Origin of the sequence: Kitasatospora sp. NPDC094015, from assembly GCF_040304075.1 — a bacterium.
Lineage (GTDB): Bacteria > Actinomycetota > Actinomycetes > Streptomycetales > Streptomycetaceae > Kitasatospora.
Map to the genome: position 1 here is coordinate 18,765 of NZ_JBEOUL010000024.1, position 13,718 is coordinate 32,482.

At 74.4% G+C, this 13,718-nt stretch carries 17 protein-coding genes; 9 read left to right on the top strand and 8 right to left on the bottom strand.

All coding sequences use genetic code 11. The features are described 5' to 3' along the window. The first annotated feature begins 3 nt into the window (after positions 1 to 3). A complete protein-coding gene (locus ABT014_RS24940; RefSeq protein ID WP_350641471.1) occupies positions 4 to 294 on the top strand; it encodes a LuxR C-terminal-related transcriptional regulator in 291 nt (96 codons plus the stop codon). Continuing rightward, a complete protein-coding gene (locus ABT014_RS24945) occupies positions 279 to 923 on the top strand; it encodes a dihydrofolate reductase family protein (protein ID WP_350641344.1) in 645 nt (214 codons plus the stop codon). The genes ABT014_RS24940 and ABT014_RS24945 overlap by 16 nt, the downstream gene beginning before the upstream one ends. A gap of 68 nt (positions 924 to 991) precedes the next feature. Here ABT014_RS24945 and ABT014_RS24950 read toward each other — a convergent pair whose 3' ends face one another. Further along, a complete protein-coding gene (locus ABT014_RS24950; RefSeq protein ID WP_350641345.1) occupies positions 992 to 2,992 on the bottom strand; it encodes a HEAT repeat domain-containing protein in 2,001 nt (666 codons plus the stop codon). Positions 2,993 to 3,170: 178 nt separating this feature from the next. Between ABT014_RS24950 and ABT014_RS24955 the strand changes: the two genes are divergently transcribed. Then, positions 3,171 to 3,902 (top strand): nucleoside/nucleotide kinase family protein, encoded by a 732-nt coding sequence (locus ABT014_RS24955; protein WP_350641346.1) that lies wholly within the window; start codon positions 3,171 to 3,173, stop codon positions 3,900 to 3,902. A gap of 24 nt (positions 3,903 to 3,926) precedes the next feature. On the opposite strand, the gene ABT014_RS24960 is transcribed toward ABT014_RS24955, so the two are convergent. Next, the gene (locus ABT014_RS24960; protein WP_350641347.1) at positions 3,927 to 4,775 is read right to left on the bottom strand and encodes an alpha/beta fold hydrolase; all 849 of its coding nucleotides are present in this window, start codon (positions 4,773 to 4,775) and stop codon (positions 3,927 to 3,929) included. 38 nt (positions 4,776 to 4,813) lie between these two features. Continuing rightward, positions 4,814 to 5,533 carry a hypothetical protein gene (locus tag ABT014_RS24965; protein WP_350641348.1) on the bottom strand — a complete coding sequence of 240 codons (720 nt, stop codon included), beginning with the start codon at positions 5,531 to 5,533 and terminating at the stop codon, positions 4,814 to 4,816. A gap of 707 nt (positions 5,534 to 6,240) precedes the next feature. On the opposite strand from ABT014_RS24965, the gene ABT014_RS24970 reads away from it, so the two are divergent. After that, positions 6,241 to 7,281 (top strand): class I SAM-dependent methyltransferase, encoded by a 1,041-nt coding sequence (locus ABT014_RS24970; protein ID WP_350641349.1) that lies wholly within the window; start codon positions 6,241 to 6,243, stop codon positions 7,279 to 7,281. Between the two features lie 28 nt (positions 7,282 to 7,309). Here ABT014_RS24970 and fdxA read toward each other — a convergent pair whose 3' ends face one another. Next, positions 7,310 to 7,657: a ferredoxin gene (gene fdxA, locus ABT014_RS24975; protein WP_350641351.1), complete on the bottom strand. Its 348-nt coding sequence runs from the start codon at positions 7,655 to 7,657 to the stop codon at positions 7,310 to 7,312. Between the two features lie 95 nt (positions 7,658 to 7,752). Between fdxA and soxR the strand changes: the two genes are divergently transcribed. Further along, positions 7,753 to 8,217, top strand: coding sequence for a redox-sensitive transcriptional activator SoxR (soxR, locus tag ABT014_RS24980; protein ID WP_350641352.1), 465 nt, complete (start codon positions 7,753 to 7,755; stop codon positions 8,215 to 8,217). 39 nt (positions 8,218 to 8,256) lie between these two features. On the opposite strand, the gene ABT014_RS24985 is transcribed toward soxR, so the two are convergent. Together ABT014_RS24985 and ABT014_RS24990 are read right to left on the bottom strand one after the other, a co-directional pair. Then, positions 8,257 to 8,826 carry a hypothetical protein gene (locus ABT014_RS24985; RefSeq protein WP_350641354.1) on the bottom strand — a complete coding sequence of 190 codons (570 nt, stop codon included), beginning with the start codon at positions 8,824 to 8,826 and terminating at the stop codon, positions 8,257 to 8,259. 1 nt (position 8,827) lies between these two features. Beyond that, a complete protein-coding gene (locus ABT014_RS24990; RefSeq protein ID WP_350641355.1) occupies positions 8,828 to 9,184 on the bottom strand; it encodes a PadR family transcriptional regulator in 357 nt (118 codons plus the stop codon). Positions 9,185 to 9,315: 131 nt separating this feature from the next. Between ABT014_RS24990 and ABT014_RS24995 the strand changes: the two genes are divergently transcribed. Both ABT014_RS24995 and ABT014_RS25000 read left to right on the top strand, forming a co-directional pair. Beyond that, a complete protein-coding gene (locus tag ABT014_RS24995; RefSeq protein ID WP_350641356.1) occupies positions 9,316 to 9,663 on the top strand; it encodes a VOC family protein in 348 nt (115 codons plus the stop codon). A gap of 160 nt (positions 9,664 to 9,823) precedes the next feature. After that, a complete protein-coding gene (locus ABT014_RS25000) occupies positions 9,824 to 11,233 on the top strand; it encodes an oxygenase MpaB family protein (protein WP_350641358.1) in 1,410 nt (469 codons plus the stop codon). A gap of 83 nt (positions 11,234 to 11,316) precedes the next feature. Here ABT014_RS25000 and ABT014_RS25005 read toward each other — a convergent pair whose 3' ends face one another. Next, complete coding sequence (locus ABT014_RS25005; protein WP_350641359.1) at positions 11,317 to 11,781, bottom strand: nuclear transport factor 2 family protein; 465 nt, start codon at positions 11,779 to 11,781, stop codon at positions 11,317 to 11,319. Beyond that, positions 11,778 to 12,689: an aldo/keto reductase gene (locus tag ABT014_RS25010; protein ID WP_350641361.1), complete on the bottom strand. Its 912-nt coding sequence runs from the start codon at positions 12,687 to 12,689 to the stop codon at positions 11,778 to 11,780. Before ABT014_RS25010 ends, ABT014_RS25005 begins: the two co-directional genes overlap by 4 nt. Positions 12,690 to 12,951: 262 nt before the next feature. Between ABT014_RS25010 and ABT014_RS25015 the strand changes: the two genes are divergently transcribed. Further along, entirely contained in the window at positions 12,952 to 13,326 is a 375-nt protein-coding gene (locus ABT014_RS25015) for a hypothetical protein (protein WP_350641362.1), read from the top strand. A 123-nt stretch (positions 13,327 to 13,449) separates the two neighbouring features. Further along, on the top strand, positions 13,450 to 13,656 hold the full coding sequence (locus ABT014_RS25020; protein ID WP_350641364.1) for a cold-shock protein: 207 nt from the start codon (positions 13,450 to 13,452) through the stop codon (positions 13,654 to 13,656). Positions 13,657 to 13,718: the final 62 nt, after the last annotated feature.

Sequence of the window (13,718 nt, forward strand, 5' to 3'; positions counted from 1 at the left end):
CAGATCACCACGGAACTGCACCTGTCCCGGCGCACCGTCGAGCACCACGTCGCCCGGGCCATGGCCGAACTCCAGGTCGCCTCCCGGTCGGACCTCACCCGCGGCCGGACCTCACCCGCGGCCGGGCCGGGTAGCCGGGCGGGCGCCGACGACGCGGCCGTGGCGCGGTGCCTGGCGCCCGTTGTCGGTGCGGTGGGACATCATCGGGAGGTGCCGCACAACGCGCTTCCCCGGCCGACCGGTTCGTCCGACCGGGCACCACACCACAGGAGGAACACGTGGCCCAACTGCTGAGGGTGCAGAACTTCAACATCTCGAGCGACGGCATCGGTGCCGGCGAGCACCAGAGCCTGGAGGTGCCGTTCGGTCTTCCCGCACCCCAGCGGCTGTTCTCCTGGGCGGGCGCCACCGCGAGCTGGCCCATGCGCACCGATCCCGGTGGGAGCCGGGGCCTGGACGACTACTTCACGCGGGACTTCTCGCACAACATCGGGGCCGAGATCATGGGCCGCAACAAGTTCGGCCCGCAGCGCGGCCCCTGGCTCGACCACGAGTGGCGCGGCTGGTGGGGCGACGAGCCGCCGTTCCACACACCGGTGTTCGTGATGACCCACCACGAGCGTCCCTCGTACACGCTCTCGGACACCACGTTCCACTTCGTCGACGCCGCCCCGGCCACCGTCCTCGAGCGGGCCCGCGAGGCGGCGCAGGGCAAGGACGTCCGGCTCGGCGGCGGGGTGTCGACGATCCGCCAGTTCCTCGACGCCGACCTCGTCGACACCCTGCACCTGGCGGTCTCACCGCTGGAGCTCGGGTCGGGGCTGCGGCTGTGGACCTCGCCCGACGAACTGCTCGACCGGTTCCACCTCGACGTGGTGCCCAGCCCGAGCGGCGTGGTCCACCACCTCTTCTGGCGCAAGTGACACCGGCGCCCGCCCCGGGGCCTCGACGGCCACGGGGCGGGCACCGACGGATCCGGGCCCGAGCCGGGTCAGCCCTGCACCGGGCCGGCGTCCGGAAGGTCGGGGCAGCTCAGCGCCTGCTCGATCAGCCTGCGGATCTCCTCGTCCTGGAGGATCCGCTCGTAGCCCTCGGACTGCGACAGACGTCGGTCCCACTCCCTTGTGGTCAGCAGCGCGGTGCGGATCGCCGGGCTGATCGCGCCGATCCGGATCAGGACACGGAGCGCGTCGCCGAAGTACCTGAACCCGTCGTGGTCACCGGCGGCGACCGGCAGGACGGACTCGGCCAGGACCTCGACGCTCGGGTGGGCCCGGCCGGTGATCGACCAGAGCGTGCTCGCCGCGGTGAGCCGGGTCCAGCGGGCGCCGCTGTCCATGATGCGGCGGACCCGCCCGGCGAACGGCTCGGCGTCGCGGCCCAGCTCGGCCAGCGCGCCGAACGGCCCGAGGTCGGGTTCCTGCGCGGCCAGTACCGCGTCGCCGACGAGCTGCAGGGCCGCCGCCCGGTCCCCGCGCAGGAGCGCGGCCGTCCAGGCCACGAACCAGTGGCTCGCCGGGGAGTCCAGCACCTCGCAGCTCCGCAGAGCGGGTACCGCGTCGGCGGCGGCCGGGCCCATCGTCCGCAACACGCCGAGGGCGTCGATCGAGGACCACGTGTCCGCCAGCAGCGGCACCACCTCCGGCAGCGCCGGAGCCGCCGCCTCGCCCCAGGCCGCCAGCACCGTGAGGAGACCACAGATCGCGCCGCCCCGGGCCCCGTCCTGCCGGATCGCCTCCCGGATCTCCGGCACCAGGACATCGGCGTGCGCCCGGAGCGGGATCAGCACATCCTCGAGGCTCGGCCGCCTCGGGTCCGCGGTGCAGTAGCCACGGCCCTCCCCCGCCTGCGCCCGGAGCCGCCCGACCAGGCCCGGCAGCGCGCGCGGGTCACCGATCCGGGCCAGCGCCCATCGGGCCAGCTCGCCGACCGTGCCGTCCAGGTACTCGTCGGCCCCGTCGTCGCCGAGCATCCCGGCCAGCCGGTCGGCGTAAGGCGCCGAGGCAGGCCCCAGTGCCGCGAGGACGTTCACCGCGCGGAGCCGGACCGCCCCGTCCGGATCGGCCAGCAGCCCGCCGGCCAGCGGCAGCAACACCTCTGCCGCGGAGCGCCGTTCGACGAGGTGCCGCCACGCGAGGTCCATCGCCTCGCGACCCAGCAGGCGGTCACCCGTCCGGCTCGCGGCCTCGATCAACCGGGTGGCGAACGACAGCTGCGCCTGCGGGTCGCACTCCAGCCGGCGGTCGATCCACCACAGCAGGTCTTCCCGGCTGCAGGCATCGTCGCACCCCGGTGCGAACCAGACGTCCTCGAAGCGCGGCCGCGCCGCGGGATCGGAGAACACCTCGACCAGCCGGTCCAGCTGACGGACCGCCTGCCGCGGGTCCGGGCCGGCGGCGGCGTAGACGGCGGCGACGTACAGCACCGGGTCGTCCCCGGCCTGCGCCTGTACCAGCACCGCCCGCGCGAGGTCGGCGGCGTCCGGCTCGGTCCCCGGGTCGGCCGCTGCGTCCCCCAGGGCCAGCAGCACGGCAGGCCGGACCGACCGATCCTGCTCCTCCCGCCACCGCTCCACCAGGTGGGCGACGCCGCGCGCGAGGGGCAGCGCCGTGCGACGCACCGCCGGATCCGGGTCGCCGAGCAGAGCCCACGCTCCCGACCAGTCCTCGCCTGCCAGAGCCGGTGCCTGCACGCCCGCCAGCACCTCGACCAGCGTGGTCCGCAGGGGGCCCACGGCGGGGTCGGCAGCGAGCGCGACGAGGAACGGCAGTACGACGGCCGCCGCCGACGGCGTCTCGCCCCCGTCCCGCGTGCCGAGCGCGTACAGCGGGTCGCAGTCCTCCTCCGTCGCCCCGGCACCGGCGAGCGCGAGCCGGCGCAGCGCCTGTTCCACCTCCTGGACCGCCACCAGCGGGTGGCTCGTCGCGAGCCCGTCCCACACCACCGCGTCCAGCGCGTCCAGCGACATCCCCGGCATCGTCATCCCGTCCATCGGCACACCGTCCTGCTCCGCCACCGCGGTCGTCGGGCACTTGCTCGGGTCCCGACCGGGTGACGGCCATGACGGAAGTATCCCGGCGCTGTCCAACGGATTCGGGCCGCTGTTCGACCGGACGGCGCGCTGGTCGGTACACGCGGTGCAGGGCCCGGGCGGCGCTAGGATGCGGCGGATGACCGAACTGATCAAGAACGATCCGCCGCGGTCCGGCCACCCGTTCGACGGGCTCGACCGTGCGCAGGTGATCGGCCGCATCGCCGACCACCTCGCCGCCCGGCGGCCGGGGCATCCCCTGCGGGTCGCGGTGGACGGCATCACGGCCGCCGGGAAGACCACGCTCGCCCGTGCGCTCACGGCGGCGGTGGCCGACCGCGGCCGGCCGGCCGTGCACCTTTCCATGGACGGTTTCCACCATCCGCGCGCCCACCGCCACCGCCAGGGCCGGGACAGCGCGGTCGGCTACTACCAGGACGCCTACGACCTCCCCGCGTTCGCCCGGCACGTGCTGGTCCCCCTGGGCCCGGGCGGCGATCTGCACCACCGCAGCCGCATCATCGACCTGGCCGCCGACCGCGCGACCGACGAACCGCCCACCGCCCTCCCCGCGGACGCGGTGCTGGTCGTGGACGGGAGCTTCCTCCAGCGCCGCGAACTGGCCGGACTCTGGGACGAGGTGGTGTTCACCGACACCAGCTTCCCGGTCGCCCGCCGGCGCGGGACCCGCCGCGACGCGGAGCTGTTCGGCGGCCTCGCCGAGGCCGAGCACGCCTTCGACCACCGCTACCACGCCGCCTGCCGGCGGTACCTGGCGGAGGTCGACCCGGCCGCGCACGCGACGATCGTGGTCGGCAACGACGACCTCGACCACCCGGTGCTGCGGCGGATCACCGACAGCGGCGGCTGACCCCGCGTCCGCCGGGCACCGGGGTCAGGTCTCCGGGCGGCCGGCGCCGCGGTCCAGCAGAGCGGTCAGTTCGGCGAAGGCCCCGCGGAGCGCGGCCGGATTCTCCAGCCAGGGGAAGTGGCCCGCACCCTCGATGGTCCGGTGCAGCACGTGGGGCCGGTCGAAGGAGGCGTCCTGCCGCCAGAGACCCTGGTCGACCACATGGTCCTCGGCGCCGCTCACGATCAGTGTCGGAGGTCCGCCGGCCGCCGGTGTCCAGCGCGCCCGGTAGGTGTCGTCGAAGTGGGCGTCGGCCCAGGCCACCGCGTCGTTGCAGAACGGCAGGCCGTCCAGCAGCGTGCGGCCGGCGGCCAGCCCGGCGGGGGTGAAGTTCCAGGCCGCGGCGGCCAGGGTGAGCGCGCGCAGCGTCCGGTCGTTCGGGTCGTCCGCGTAGGCGGCGCCGGCTTCGTCCAGCCCAGGGAGCGGATGGGCCAGGGCCCACCGGATGAAGGTCTCGCGCCAGCCCGCGTGCGGTGCGCTGCTGACCAGGGCCAGGCCGGCCAGCCGCCCTTCCAGCGCGGGGGTGGCCAGTGCGAACATCCCGCCGGTGGAGTGGCCGACCATGACCACGTCGTCGAGTGCGTCCACCGTCTCGGCGAGCACCTGCGGCCACCGGTCGTACGGGCTCCCGCCGGCTTGCGGTACGGCGCGGTTGGAGCCGTCCCCCGGCAGGTCGACCAGCCACACCGTGCCCGGCACCCCGGCCGCGCGGGCCAGCCCCTGCACGGACTCCGAGCCCAGCCCTGGGCCGCCGGGGACGAACAGCCAGTTCCACCGCCCCTCGGTCGCCGCGATCCGGCGCAACCGGACCCCCGACCGCGTCCAGCGTTCCACCTGCCCGCACCTGCCCTTCCCTTCGACCCGACGCCGCGTCACCACCGACGGTGGAGCGCCCGCGGCCACGGCTCCCGGACCGCGGCCAGCCGTTCCAGCGTGTTCGCGCAACTCTGCCACGACGGCTCGACGGGATCCGCCGACCGCAGCGGCAGCAGGTCCTGCGGCGTCCAGCCGGTCGGCAGGCCGCCGATGACGGGAGAGCGGGGCGGCCCGCTCGGGAACGCCAGCCAGGACCACAGCTCGGCCTCCACCGGAACGGCGACCGCTGGGCCACCCGGCCGCCGGACCTCGCCGGTCTGCGGGTGGACCGGGACCAGCTCGAGATCCGGGAGCGGCCCACCGACCCCCGGGCCGGCCACGTCGACCCGGGGTGCGCCCCGGCTCGGCGGCGGGAGCAGTGCGGCGAGCGCCGGGCCGAACAGCTCGGCGACGGGCCCGGGGGCCGGCTCCACCGGCCGGCCTCCGGTGGCCGCCACCAGGTGGGCGAGCGCGACGCCGGCGGGGATGTCGCGGTACTCGCTCAGGTCGCGCCCGGGGCCGCCGTCGCGCAGCGCCCGGGCCCAGCCGAGCACCGGGCGCTCCGCCGGTGCCGGCAGCCGGACCAGCGCCTGCGGGTGCAGCCGGACCAGTTGCCAGGCCCCGCGGTCGTCGATCCGGAAGCCGACCTCGAGCCCGCACCCGGCGCAGCCGAGGTTGGGCCCGTCGCGCCCGTCGATGCCCAGGCAGTAGCCGTCGAGCCGGTCCGGGAGGAGCATGGTGGCGCGGGTGTCGCCGGGGGCGACCAGGACGGTGCCGGACGGCCCGTAGGAGAGCGCGTGGCGGGGGACGAAGTATCCACGCTCCGCGGCCTCCCGCTCACCGATCTCCGCCCAGGGACGCCAGGGTGGCCCGTACGGCTCCGGGTCGACGGCGTAGGCCCTCTCTTTCGGATCTTGTCGGATCAGCGCGCGGCTCCCCCAGCCTCCGGCTGGGAGGTGCCCCCATTTCGCGCCCGGCTGGGCGTGCCGGCGGAACGTCCTCGTGCTGGGTGCACTTGGGCGTTTCGCCGGTGCGTCAGGCGAGGCTGGATGCCTGGGGGTACCTCCCGGCCGGAGGCTGGGGGAGCGTCGTGCGCCCGGCAAGATCCGGAAGAGAGGGCCAAGGTTCCGGGCGCCAGGAGGGGTGGGTGGAGGGTCTCCCAGTGGGTGCCGTTCAGGTGGATCGGCAGCGCCACCTCGGAGACCGGCGCCGTCAGGACCGTGCCGCACCCCTTGCACCCGAACACCGTCAAGTCGCGCCCTCCCAGCGTCGAGAGGCGTCATTGTGACCGGCCCGGCGCGCCGGGTGCCACGGGTTTTCGCCGCTCGCCCTGGGCGGTCGGGCGTGGCCGTGGCCGTCACCCGGATGCCGGGCCGCGGGTCACGGGGGCGCGGGCCGGCCGCGGCTAGCGTGGCAGACCCGCCGCACCGAGGAGGTCGACGCGATGACCGGAAGCGGTTCCGGGGTGATGGGCAGTGGGTACGGCAGCCACTCCGCGGCGCAGCACGCGGGGCTGGCGGCGGCGCAAGGGATGCTCGACCGGGCGCTGCGGGCCGTCCCGCTTCCTGCGGAGGGACGGGCGTTCCGGGTCGCCGACCTGGGTTGCGCCGCGGGGACCAACGCGATGGAACCGATGGCGCGGACGGTGGCGGCGGTGCGGGCCCGGCGGCCCGGGATGTCGGTGCAGGTCACCCACACCGACATCCCGGGCAACGACTTCGGGGCGCTGTTCGCCACGCTGTGCGGTCCGACCTCCTATCTGGGCGGGCCCGGTGTCTTCGGTTGCGCGCAGGCCCGTTCCTTCTACGAACCGCTGTTCCCGCCGGGCGAGTTGCAGCTCGCCTGGTGCTCGATCGCGGTGCACTGGCTGTCCCGGCTCCCGCTGCCGGTCGACGGGCACGTCTACAGTTCGCGGGCGGCCGGCCCGGTCCGGGAGGCGCTGCGGCGGCAGTCGGCCGCGGACTGGACGGACTTCCTGCGGCACCGGGCGGCCGAGCTGGTGCCGGGCGGGCAGCTGGTGGTGGTGGGCGGGGCTGCCACCGACGACGGCCTGAGCGGCGCCGAGGGGCTCTTCGACCTGGCCCTCGCCGAGTTGCAGGAGCTGCTGCGGCAGGGTGAGTTGACGGCCGACCAGCTGGCCGCGATGACCGTTCCGACCTGGAACAGGACCACCGCCGAGTACCTCGACCCGTTGCGCGGCGGGCCGGCGGCGCAGTGGTTCCGGCTGGAGGAGGCGGAGTTCGCGGTGCTGGAGGACCCGATGTGGAGCCGGTACGGCGTCGACGGTGACCTCGACGCGTACGCCGGCGAGGTCGCGGCGTCGTTCCTGGCGGCGTTCGGACCGTCGCTGTTCGCGGGCCCGGCGGCCGTCGAGCCGCGGACCGTGCGGCGGTTCGGCCGGGGCCTGACCGCCCGGGTCAAGGAGCGGCCCGAGGCGGGCGCGGCCCGCTGGCGGATCGAGTTGCTGCGGGCCACCCGCCGGTGAGCCGGCGCCGGCCGCCGGAGCATGGCCGTCAGTCGCCCGCACCGTCCGGGCCGGGCGGCGGGGCCTGGGCCGGCAGCGCGGCCACGGTCGGATGGTCCCGTCCGACCGGGCCGAGCCGGACGCTGCTGCCCGGGGTGCCGAGGTCCGCGAAGAATTCGGCGTTCACGGCGGTGAAGTGCTCCCATTCCTCGGGGGTGTCGTCCTCGAAGAGGATGGCCTCGACGGGGCAGACGGGCTCGCAGGCACCGCAGTCGACGCATTCGTCGGGGTGGATGTAGAGCATCCGGTCCCCTTCGTAGATGCAGTCGACGGGGCACGCGTCGATGCATGCCTTGTCCTTGACGTCCACACAGGGCAAGGCGATCACGAAGGTCATCGAGCTGCCCTCCTCTCCGGGTCGTTGCTGCTCGTCGTGGTGACGCAGGCGACGCTAGGACCTCAAGTAATCTTGAGGTCAAGGGGAGGACTTCCATGAGCAGCGAGCGTTCCGAGGACGTCCGGGCCAGCGCCGACGACTGGCTGAGCATCGGTGAGGTGAGCGCGCGGACCGGGGCGGCCGTCTCGGCCCTGCGGTTCTACGAGGAGCTCGGCCTGATCGCGTCCGAGCGTGACGACCGCAACCAGCGCCGTTACCCGCGGCACATGCTCCGGCGGGTGGCGCTGGTGTCGGTGGCGAAGCGGATCGGCATCCCGTTGCAGGACCTCCGGGAGGCCTTCGCCGACGTCCCGCTCGACCGTCCGCCGAGCCACCAGGAGTGGCAGCGCGCCTCGCGCGGCTGGAAGCGCCGCCTGGAGGAGCGCCGGCTGACCATCGAGCGGCTGGAGGCCGAGCTCACCGGGTGCATCGGCTGCGGATGCCTCTCGATGAAGGCCTGCGCCCTGCTGAATCCGGGCGACACGCTCGCCGAGGAGGGTGTCGGGCCGCGCCGGCTCTGAGCGCGGCCCCCTCCGTACAGGTCGGACGTGGCACGGGGCTCAGCCCGCCAGGGTCTCCCCGGCGGAGGGCGCGTCCTGGCCCCGGCGCGGCAGGGCGCGCCAGAGACGGCCGCAGGCGATCGTCCCGACGAGGACGAGCGCGTACGCCAGCGGCGTCCAGGCGCCGCCGGAGCGGCTGGCCTCGCCGTGGTGGACGACGACGGTGACGGAGCTCTGCAGCCACTGGACGCCGCTCCCGGTGAAGGTGCCGTCGCCGCCCGGGGCGAGGTCGGCGACCGCCCGCTGGTAGGCGTTGGTCACCTCGCCCAGGAAGAAGTTGAGCAGCAGCGGGGTGGTGAACAGGAAGAGGGTGGCGGCCAGCCAGGAGTGCCGCGGCCCTTCGCCGAGTTCCGCGTTCAGGTACTCGTGCGCCAGCTCCCGGCTGCCGCCCAGCTGGCGCAGCGCCTTGGTGGTGCCCACCTCGGCGGCGGCGGCCAGCAGGTTGGCGCGGACCTCGCGGCGGCGGGCGATCCGGGTGCGGGACGGGATGAGGCCGTACAGGCGCTGGTCGAGCGACCAGACGACGCGCTCGATGCGCACCCGGTCGAGCCAGGTGGTGGTGTGCGGCATGTCAGGAACCCTTCTGCGGTGCGTCGGGCAGGGGGCGGGCGAGGACGGCGTCGACGCCGGCGACGTGCCGGGCCCAGCCGGTGGTGCCGGCGGTCAGCGCCTGCTGCCCGGCGTCGGTGAGTCGGTAGTACTTGCGTGCGGGACCGCTGGAGGAGGCGACCAGCCGGGTGGCCAGCCGCCCCTCGCGTTCGAGGCGTGCCAGCGCGGGATACACGGTGCCTTCCAGGACGTCGGCGAAACCGGCGGCCTGGAGGCGCTGGGCGACCTCGTACCCGTACGACTCCTGCTCGGCCAGCAGGTGCAGCAGCAGGAGCGACAGGACGCCTTTGAGGAGTTGCGGGTCATGGCTGGAGGTCACAGCACCAAGACTGTCGCTAGTACTAGGCGGTGTCAAGTACTGGTGATTGTCATAGTCGGCCGGGTTCCGGGAGCGGACGGCGGGCCCGTGGCAGGATCGCTGGAGTCACCGAGGGCCGACAGGAGGCGTTGATGACCGTTCACCGTGTGGTGCCGAACGTCCGGTCGCAGGCCGTGCGCGAGAGCCGGGACTTCTACGGCCTGCTGGGCTTCGAGGAGGTCATGAACCACGGCTGGATCGTCACGCTGGCCTCCCCCACCGCCCCGGGCGCGCAGATCAGCCTGATGGAGAGCGACCTGACGGCGCCCGTGGTGCCCGATCTGAGCATCGAGGTGGACGACGTGGACGCCGCCTACGCGGCGGTCCTCGCCGGCGGCGCGGAGATCGTCCACCCCTTGCAGGACGAGGAGTGGGGAGTGCGCCGCTTCTTCGTCCGCGACCCGAACGGCCGTGTCGTCAACGTGCTGGCCCACCGGTGAGCAGCCGCACCCGGCGGTCGTCCGCACGCTGACCCGGCCCGACGGGTTCGGGTACGAGCGGAGGTTCGAGGGTGTGCACGCAGGAGTGATCCACGGTGCCGTCCGGCCCGGCGCGCCGTTGTACCCGGTGTCGGACCGCCCGCTCACCCCTGGAGTCCCCATGACGTCCACGCCCTTACCGGACGACCGCAATCCGCTGCGCCGCAGCCTCGGCGAGTGGCGGATCGGACTGGTGGCCTGGCGACTGCTGGTCATGCAGGCGGCGCACCCCGCGGTCGCGGCCGGCATGGGCCGGTACTCGACCTACCGGGCGCACCCGTGGCGCCGGATCGAGCACACCATGGACAGCGGAGCAAGGCTGTTCTCCGCCGGCCCGCAGGAACGCGCCCTGGAGGTCGCCCGGCTCGCCAGGACCCACCGCCGGATCCACGGCACCGACGACGCCGGCCGCCCGTACACCGCCGAGGACCCCGAGGTCCGCGCCTGGGTGATGGTCACGCTGTACGAGGCCATCACGGCCATGCACGAACTCTCCGGCCGCCGGCTTCGGCCGGCCGAACTCGACGCGCTGTACGCCGAGTTCAGGGAGGTCTGCGAGGAACTCGGCATCCCCGGCGAGGTGCTGCCGCCGACCGCCGCCGAGGTGCCGGCCTACGTGGAGCGCAATGTCCGCGAGGTCCTCGAGTACGGCACGATGGTCCGCCACCTGCTGTTCGAGATGCTGCGCGAGGCGCCCGCCCCGCGCAGGCTCGGACGGCTGGCGCCGGCGTGGCCGGTGCTGCGCGTGGTGGTGGCCCGCCTGCTGGGCAGCCTCACCCTGGCCGACCTGCCGCCGGCCTGGCACGAGAGGTTCGGCACCCGCCCGTCGGTCTCCGGCGCCGCGCTGTCCTGGACGCTGCACCGGGGGATGCGGCAGGTGATGACCCGTCTCCCGGACGACCTGCGCTACCGCCGCCGCTCCTCCGCCACCGACGGCGGGCGCCCGGCTCCTCGGCGCGCACCGGGCCGCCCGGTCCCCCGGCCGCGCATCGCGGACTCCCGCCGGGCCCGCCTGGAGACCTTCTTCCACCAGGTCCTGGACCAGACCGGCGACGGCCGGGTCGACGCGGCCGACCTCCAGGCCATGGTCCACACCATCTGCTGGCAGCTGGAGGTCCCCGCCGAGCGGGAGGACGTGCTGTACGCCGCGTTCGAGAGCTGGTGGGAGCAGCTGCGCGCGGCGATGGACACCGATGGCGACGGCGCCGTGGACAGCGGCGAGTTCGTGTCCGCGATGCTGGCCGGCATCGACCGCGACCCGGCCTACCTGGACCAGGCCCTGGCCCCGGCGATGCGCGCCCTGTTCCGGACCGCCGACGCCGACGGCAGCGGGTACCTCTGCGAGGACGAGTACCGGGTGCTGTTCGGTGGGTCCCGGGTCCATCCGGCCGAACTCAACGACGGCTTCCGGCAGTTGGACGCCGACGGTGACGGCCGGATCAGCGAGGAGGAGTTCGTCACCGCCTTCACCGACTTCTTCACCGCCCGGAACGACTCCACCGCGGGCGTCTCCCTGCTGGGCCGCCCCTGACCCCCGCGGACCGGCGACCGGGTGACCGTCAGCGGTACGGCCGCCCGTCGTCGCGGTGGTCGGTGGCACCGCCCGAGCGGCCGCTACGGCGCGGGGCGGTGCAGGTGGCGGCTCACATCTCCGACGAGGGCGATCCGGACCTGACGCTCCGCGAAGGACCACTGCCCGTCGTGGCGTTCGAAGCGGTCCCGGTAGCGGCTGGCGGCGATGGTTTGCAGCGGGAACCCGGGGAGAGCCTGGAGCACGGTGACGTAGGAGCGCGACACCGCCGTGCCCGCGTCCTCGTCGACCTCGACGGCCAGGTTGGTGGTGACGTGCTGGGTCCGCGGTGTCCCGTCCTCGTAGCGGATCACGGTGTCGCAGAACCGCTGCTCGATCGCCTCCCGGCCGCTCACCGGTTCACCGCTGCCGGTGAAGGTGGCGCGGGCGAGCAGCCGGCCGAGCCCGGCGAAGTCGCCGTCGTCCACGAGTTCGGCGTAGGTGGCGATCAGGTTCTCGACGGCGCGGTGGCCCGACGCCGGGCCGGTGGGGGTGGACCCGCTCGTCATCGGGCCTCCTCGGCCGGCGGTTCGAGGAGGGCGAGCTCCTCGGAGGTCAGGCGCAGGGCCCCGGCGGCGATGTTTTCCGCGAGGTGGGCGGGGTCCGTGGTGCCGGGGATGGCCAGCACGTGCGGGCCGCGGTGGAGCGTCCACGCCAGCCGGACCTGGGCCGGGGTCGCACCGTGCGCACGCGCCACCGCGTGGACCCGCCGGTCGCGTTCCGGCCCGGCGGCCGCCTCGCTCCGCAGCCCGGACACGGCGAAGTACGGGACGAAGGCGATCCCGTGGCGTCCGCAGAGGTCGATCAGCCCGGTGTCGTCGGCGTGGCGCCGGTCCAGTCCGTAGGAGTTCTGCACGCAGACCACGGGCGCGATCGCCAGGGCCTCGGTCAGGTGCTCCGGCCGGATGTTCGACAGCCCGAGGTGCCGGATCAGGCCCGCCCGGCGGAGTTCGGCGAGGGCGCCGAAGTGCTCGGCCGGCGAGGCCGTGCCGAGGTTGACGAGACGCAGGTTGACCACGTCGAGGTGGTCCCGGCCGAGCTGGCGCAGGTTCTCCTCGACCTGGCCGCGCAGCTCCTCCGGGCGGGCCATGCCGAGCCACTCCCCGGAGGCGTCCCGGCCCGGGCCGACCTTGGTCGCCACCGTCACCCGGCCACCGCGCCAGGAGGACAGGGCGCGGTTGATCAGCTCGTTCGCGGACCGCAGCGGCGAGAAGTAGAAGGCGGCCGTGTCGATGTGGTCGACCCCCTGCTCGAATGCGCTGAGCAGCAGGGCGACGGCCGCGCTGCGGTCGATCGGCGGGCCGTCGGAGTTCCCCCGCATGCCGTTGCCGGTCAGCCGCATCGCGCCGTAGCCGATGCGGTTGACCTCCAGGTCCCCGAGTCGCCAGGTCCCCGCTGCTGCTGCCGCTGCGCCCATCGTGCTCCTTCGTCCGTCGGCTCGTCAGGTCCTGGAGTATGGGCCGTTCGGGGGCGGTGGCGACAGGGCGGCCGGCTGGGCGAAATGTCACATCTCCGTGGGGAACCAACCGTCCGGGCAAGGACGTTGGACCTGGTGGGACAGCATCCGCCGCCGGGGGTGGGCAGTGGTCCCGCAGCGCCGCCGGTGGCCCGGCGGATAATGGCCGGGCAACGGGACGGCCGCGCCGGGCGGCTCCCACCGACGGAGAGGCGGAGCGCGGATGACCCTGGAGGAAGGGCGGCGTGTCAGGCTGGCCGAGGACCTCGGGCTCGGCGAGGCGCTCGCCGGCGACGAGGGGGCCGTCGTCGGGTTCCTCTCGCTGGGCGCCGGGCTCGAGGGCGTCGTCGAGCGGGTGGACGGGGAACTCCCGGAGAGCGAGGAGGTCCGCGAGTACCAGCGCCTCAAGACGCTCTTCGACGACTACGGGCACACCATGCCGGAGGCCAGCCGCACCCGCCTGGAGGAGCAGCTCGCCGCGCTGGAGCCGCAGTGGGCCGCCCACCGGGAGCGGGGCAGCGTGGTGACGGTCCGGGTCCGGCTGGACAACGGCCTCGTCCTCGACGGGGCGCACCAGGACGTCCTCACCCCGCTCTGACGCGGAAGGCCGCGGCCCTTCGGCGCGCCGGGCGCGCCGAAGGGCGATAGGTGCCGCGGGCGGGCATCATCGAGAGGGCTGCGGATGCAGCCCACGTGGAACGCTCGTGAAGGATCGACTGCCATGGCAACCGGCATTGTGAAGTGGTTCAACTCGGAGAAGGGGTTCGGCTTCGTCCAGCAGGACGACGGCGGCCCGGACGTATTCGTCCACTTCTCCGCCATCCAGACCAACGGCTTCAAGGAACTGGTCGAGGGCCAGACCGTGGAGTACGACGTCACCCAGGGCCCCAAGGGCCCCCAGGCCGAGAACGTGGTGCCGACCAGCTGAGAACGCTCCACGGACCCACCCGTGCCGCGGGCCCCCGCCGGATCACCGGCGGGGGCCCGCGC

Bases quoted from the DNA above. Each gene is read 5' to 3' on its own strand.
- ABT014_RS24995 (WP_350641356.1), top strand. From the start codon at position 9,316: ATGACCGTTCACCGTGTGGTGCCGAACGTCCGGTCGCAGGCCGTGCGC.
- ABT014_RS25020 (WP_350641364.1), top strand. From the start codon at position 13,450: ATGGCAACCGGCATTGTGAAGTGGTTCAACTCGGAGAAGGGGTTCGGC.
- ABT014_RS25015 (WP_350641362.1), top strand. From the start codon at position 12,952: ATGACCCTGGAGGAAGGGCGGCGTGTCAGGCTGGCCGAGGACCTCGGG.
- soxR (WP_350641352.1), top strand. From the start codon at position 7,753: ATGAGCAGCGAGCGTTCCGAGGACGTCCGGGCCAGCGCCGACGACTGG.
- ABT014_RS24955 (WP_350641346.1), top strand. From the start codon at position 3,171: ATGACCGAACTGATCAAGAACGATCCGCCGCGGTCCGGCCACCCGTTC.
- ABT014_RS24985 (WP_350641354.1), bottom strand. From the start codon at position 8,826: ATGCCGCACACCACCACCTGGCTCGACCGGGTGCGCATCGAGCGCGTC.
- ABT014_RS25010 (WP_350641361.1), bottom strand. From the start codon at position 12,689: ATGGGCGCAGCGGCAGCAGCAGCGGGGACCTGGCGACTCGGGGACCTG.
- ABT014_RS24950 (WP_350641345.1), bottom strand. From the start codon at position 2,992: ATGGACGGGATGACGATGCCGGGGATGTCGCTGGACGCGCTGGACGCG.
- ABT014_RS25005 (WP_350641359.1), bottom strand. From the start codon at position 11,781: ATGACGAGCGGGTCCACCCCCACCGGCCCGGCGTCGGGCCACCGCGCC.
- ABT014_RS24965 (WP_350641348.1), bottom strand. From the start codon at position 5,533: ATGCTCCTCCCGGACCGGCTCGACGGCTACTGCCTGGGCATCGACGGG.
- fdxA (WP_350641351.1), bottom strand. From the start codon at position 7,657: ATGACCTTCGTGATCGCCTTGCCCTGTGTGGACGTCAAGGACAAGGCA.
- ABT014_RS24970 (WP_350641349.1), top strand. From the start codon at position 6,241: ATGACCGGAAGCGGTTCCGGGGTGATGGGCAGTGGGTACGGCAGCCAC.
- ABT014_RS25000 (WP_350641358.1), top strand. From the start codon at position 9,824: ATGACGTCCACGCCCTTACCGGACGACCGCAATCCGCTGCGCCGCAGC.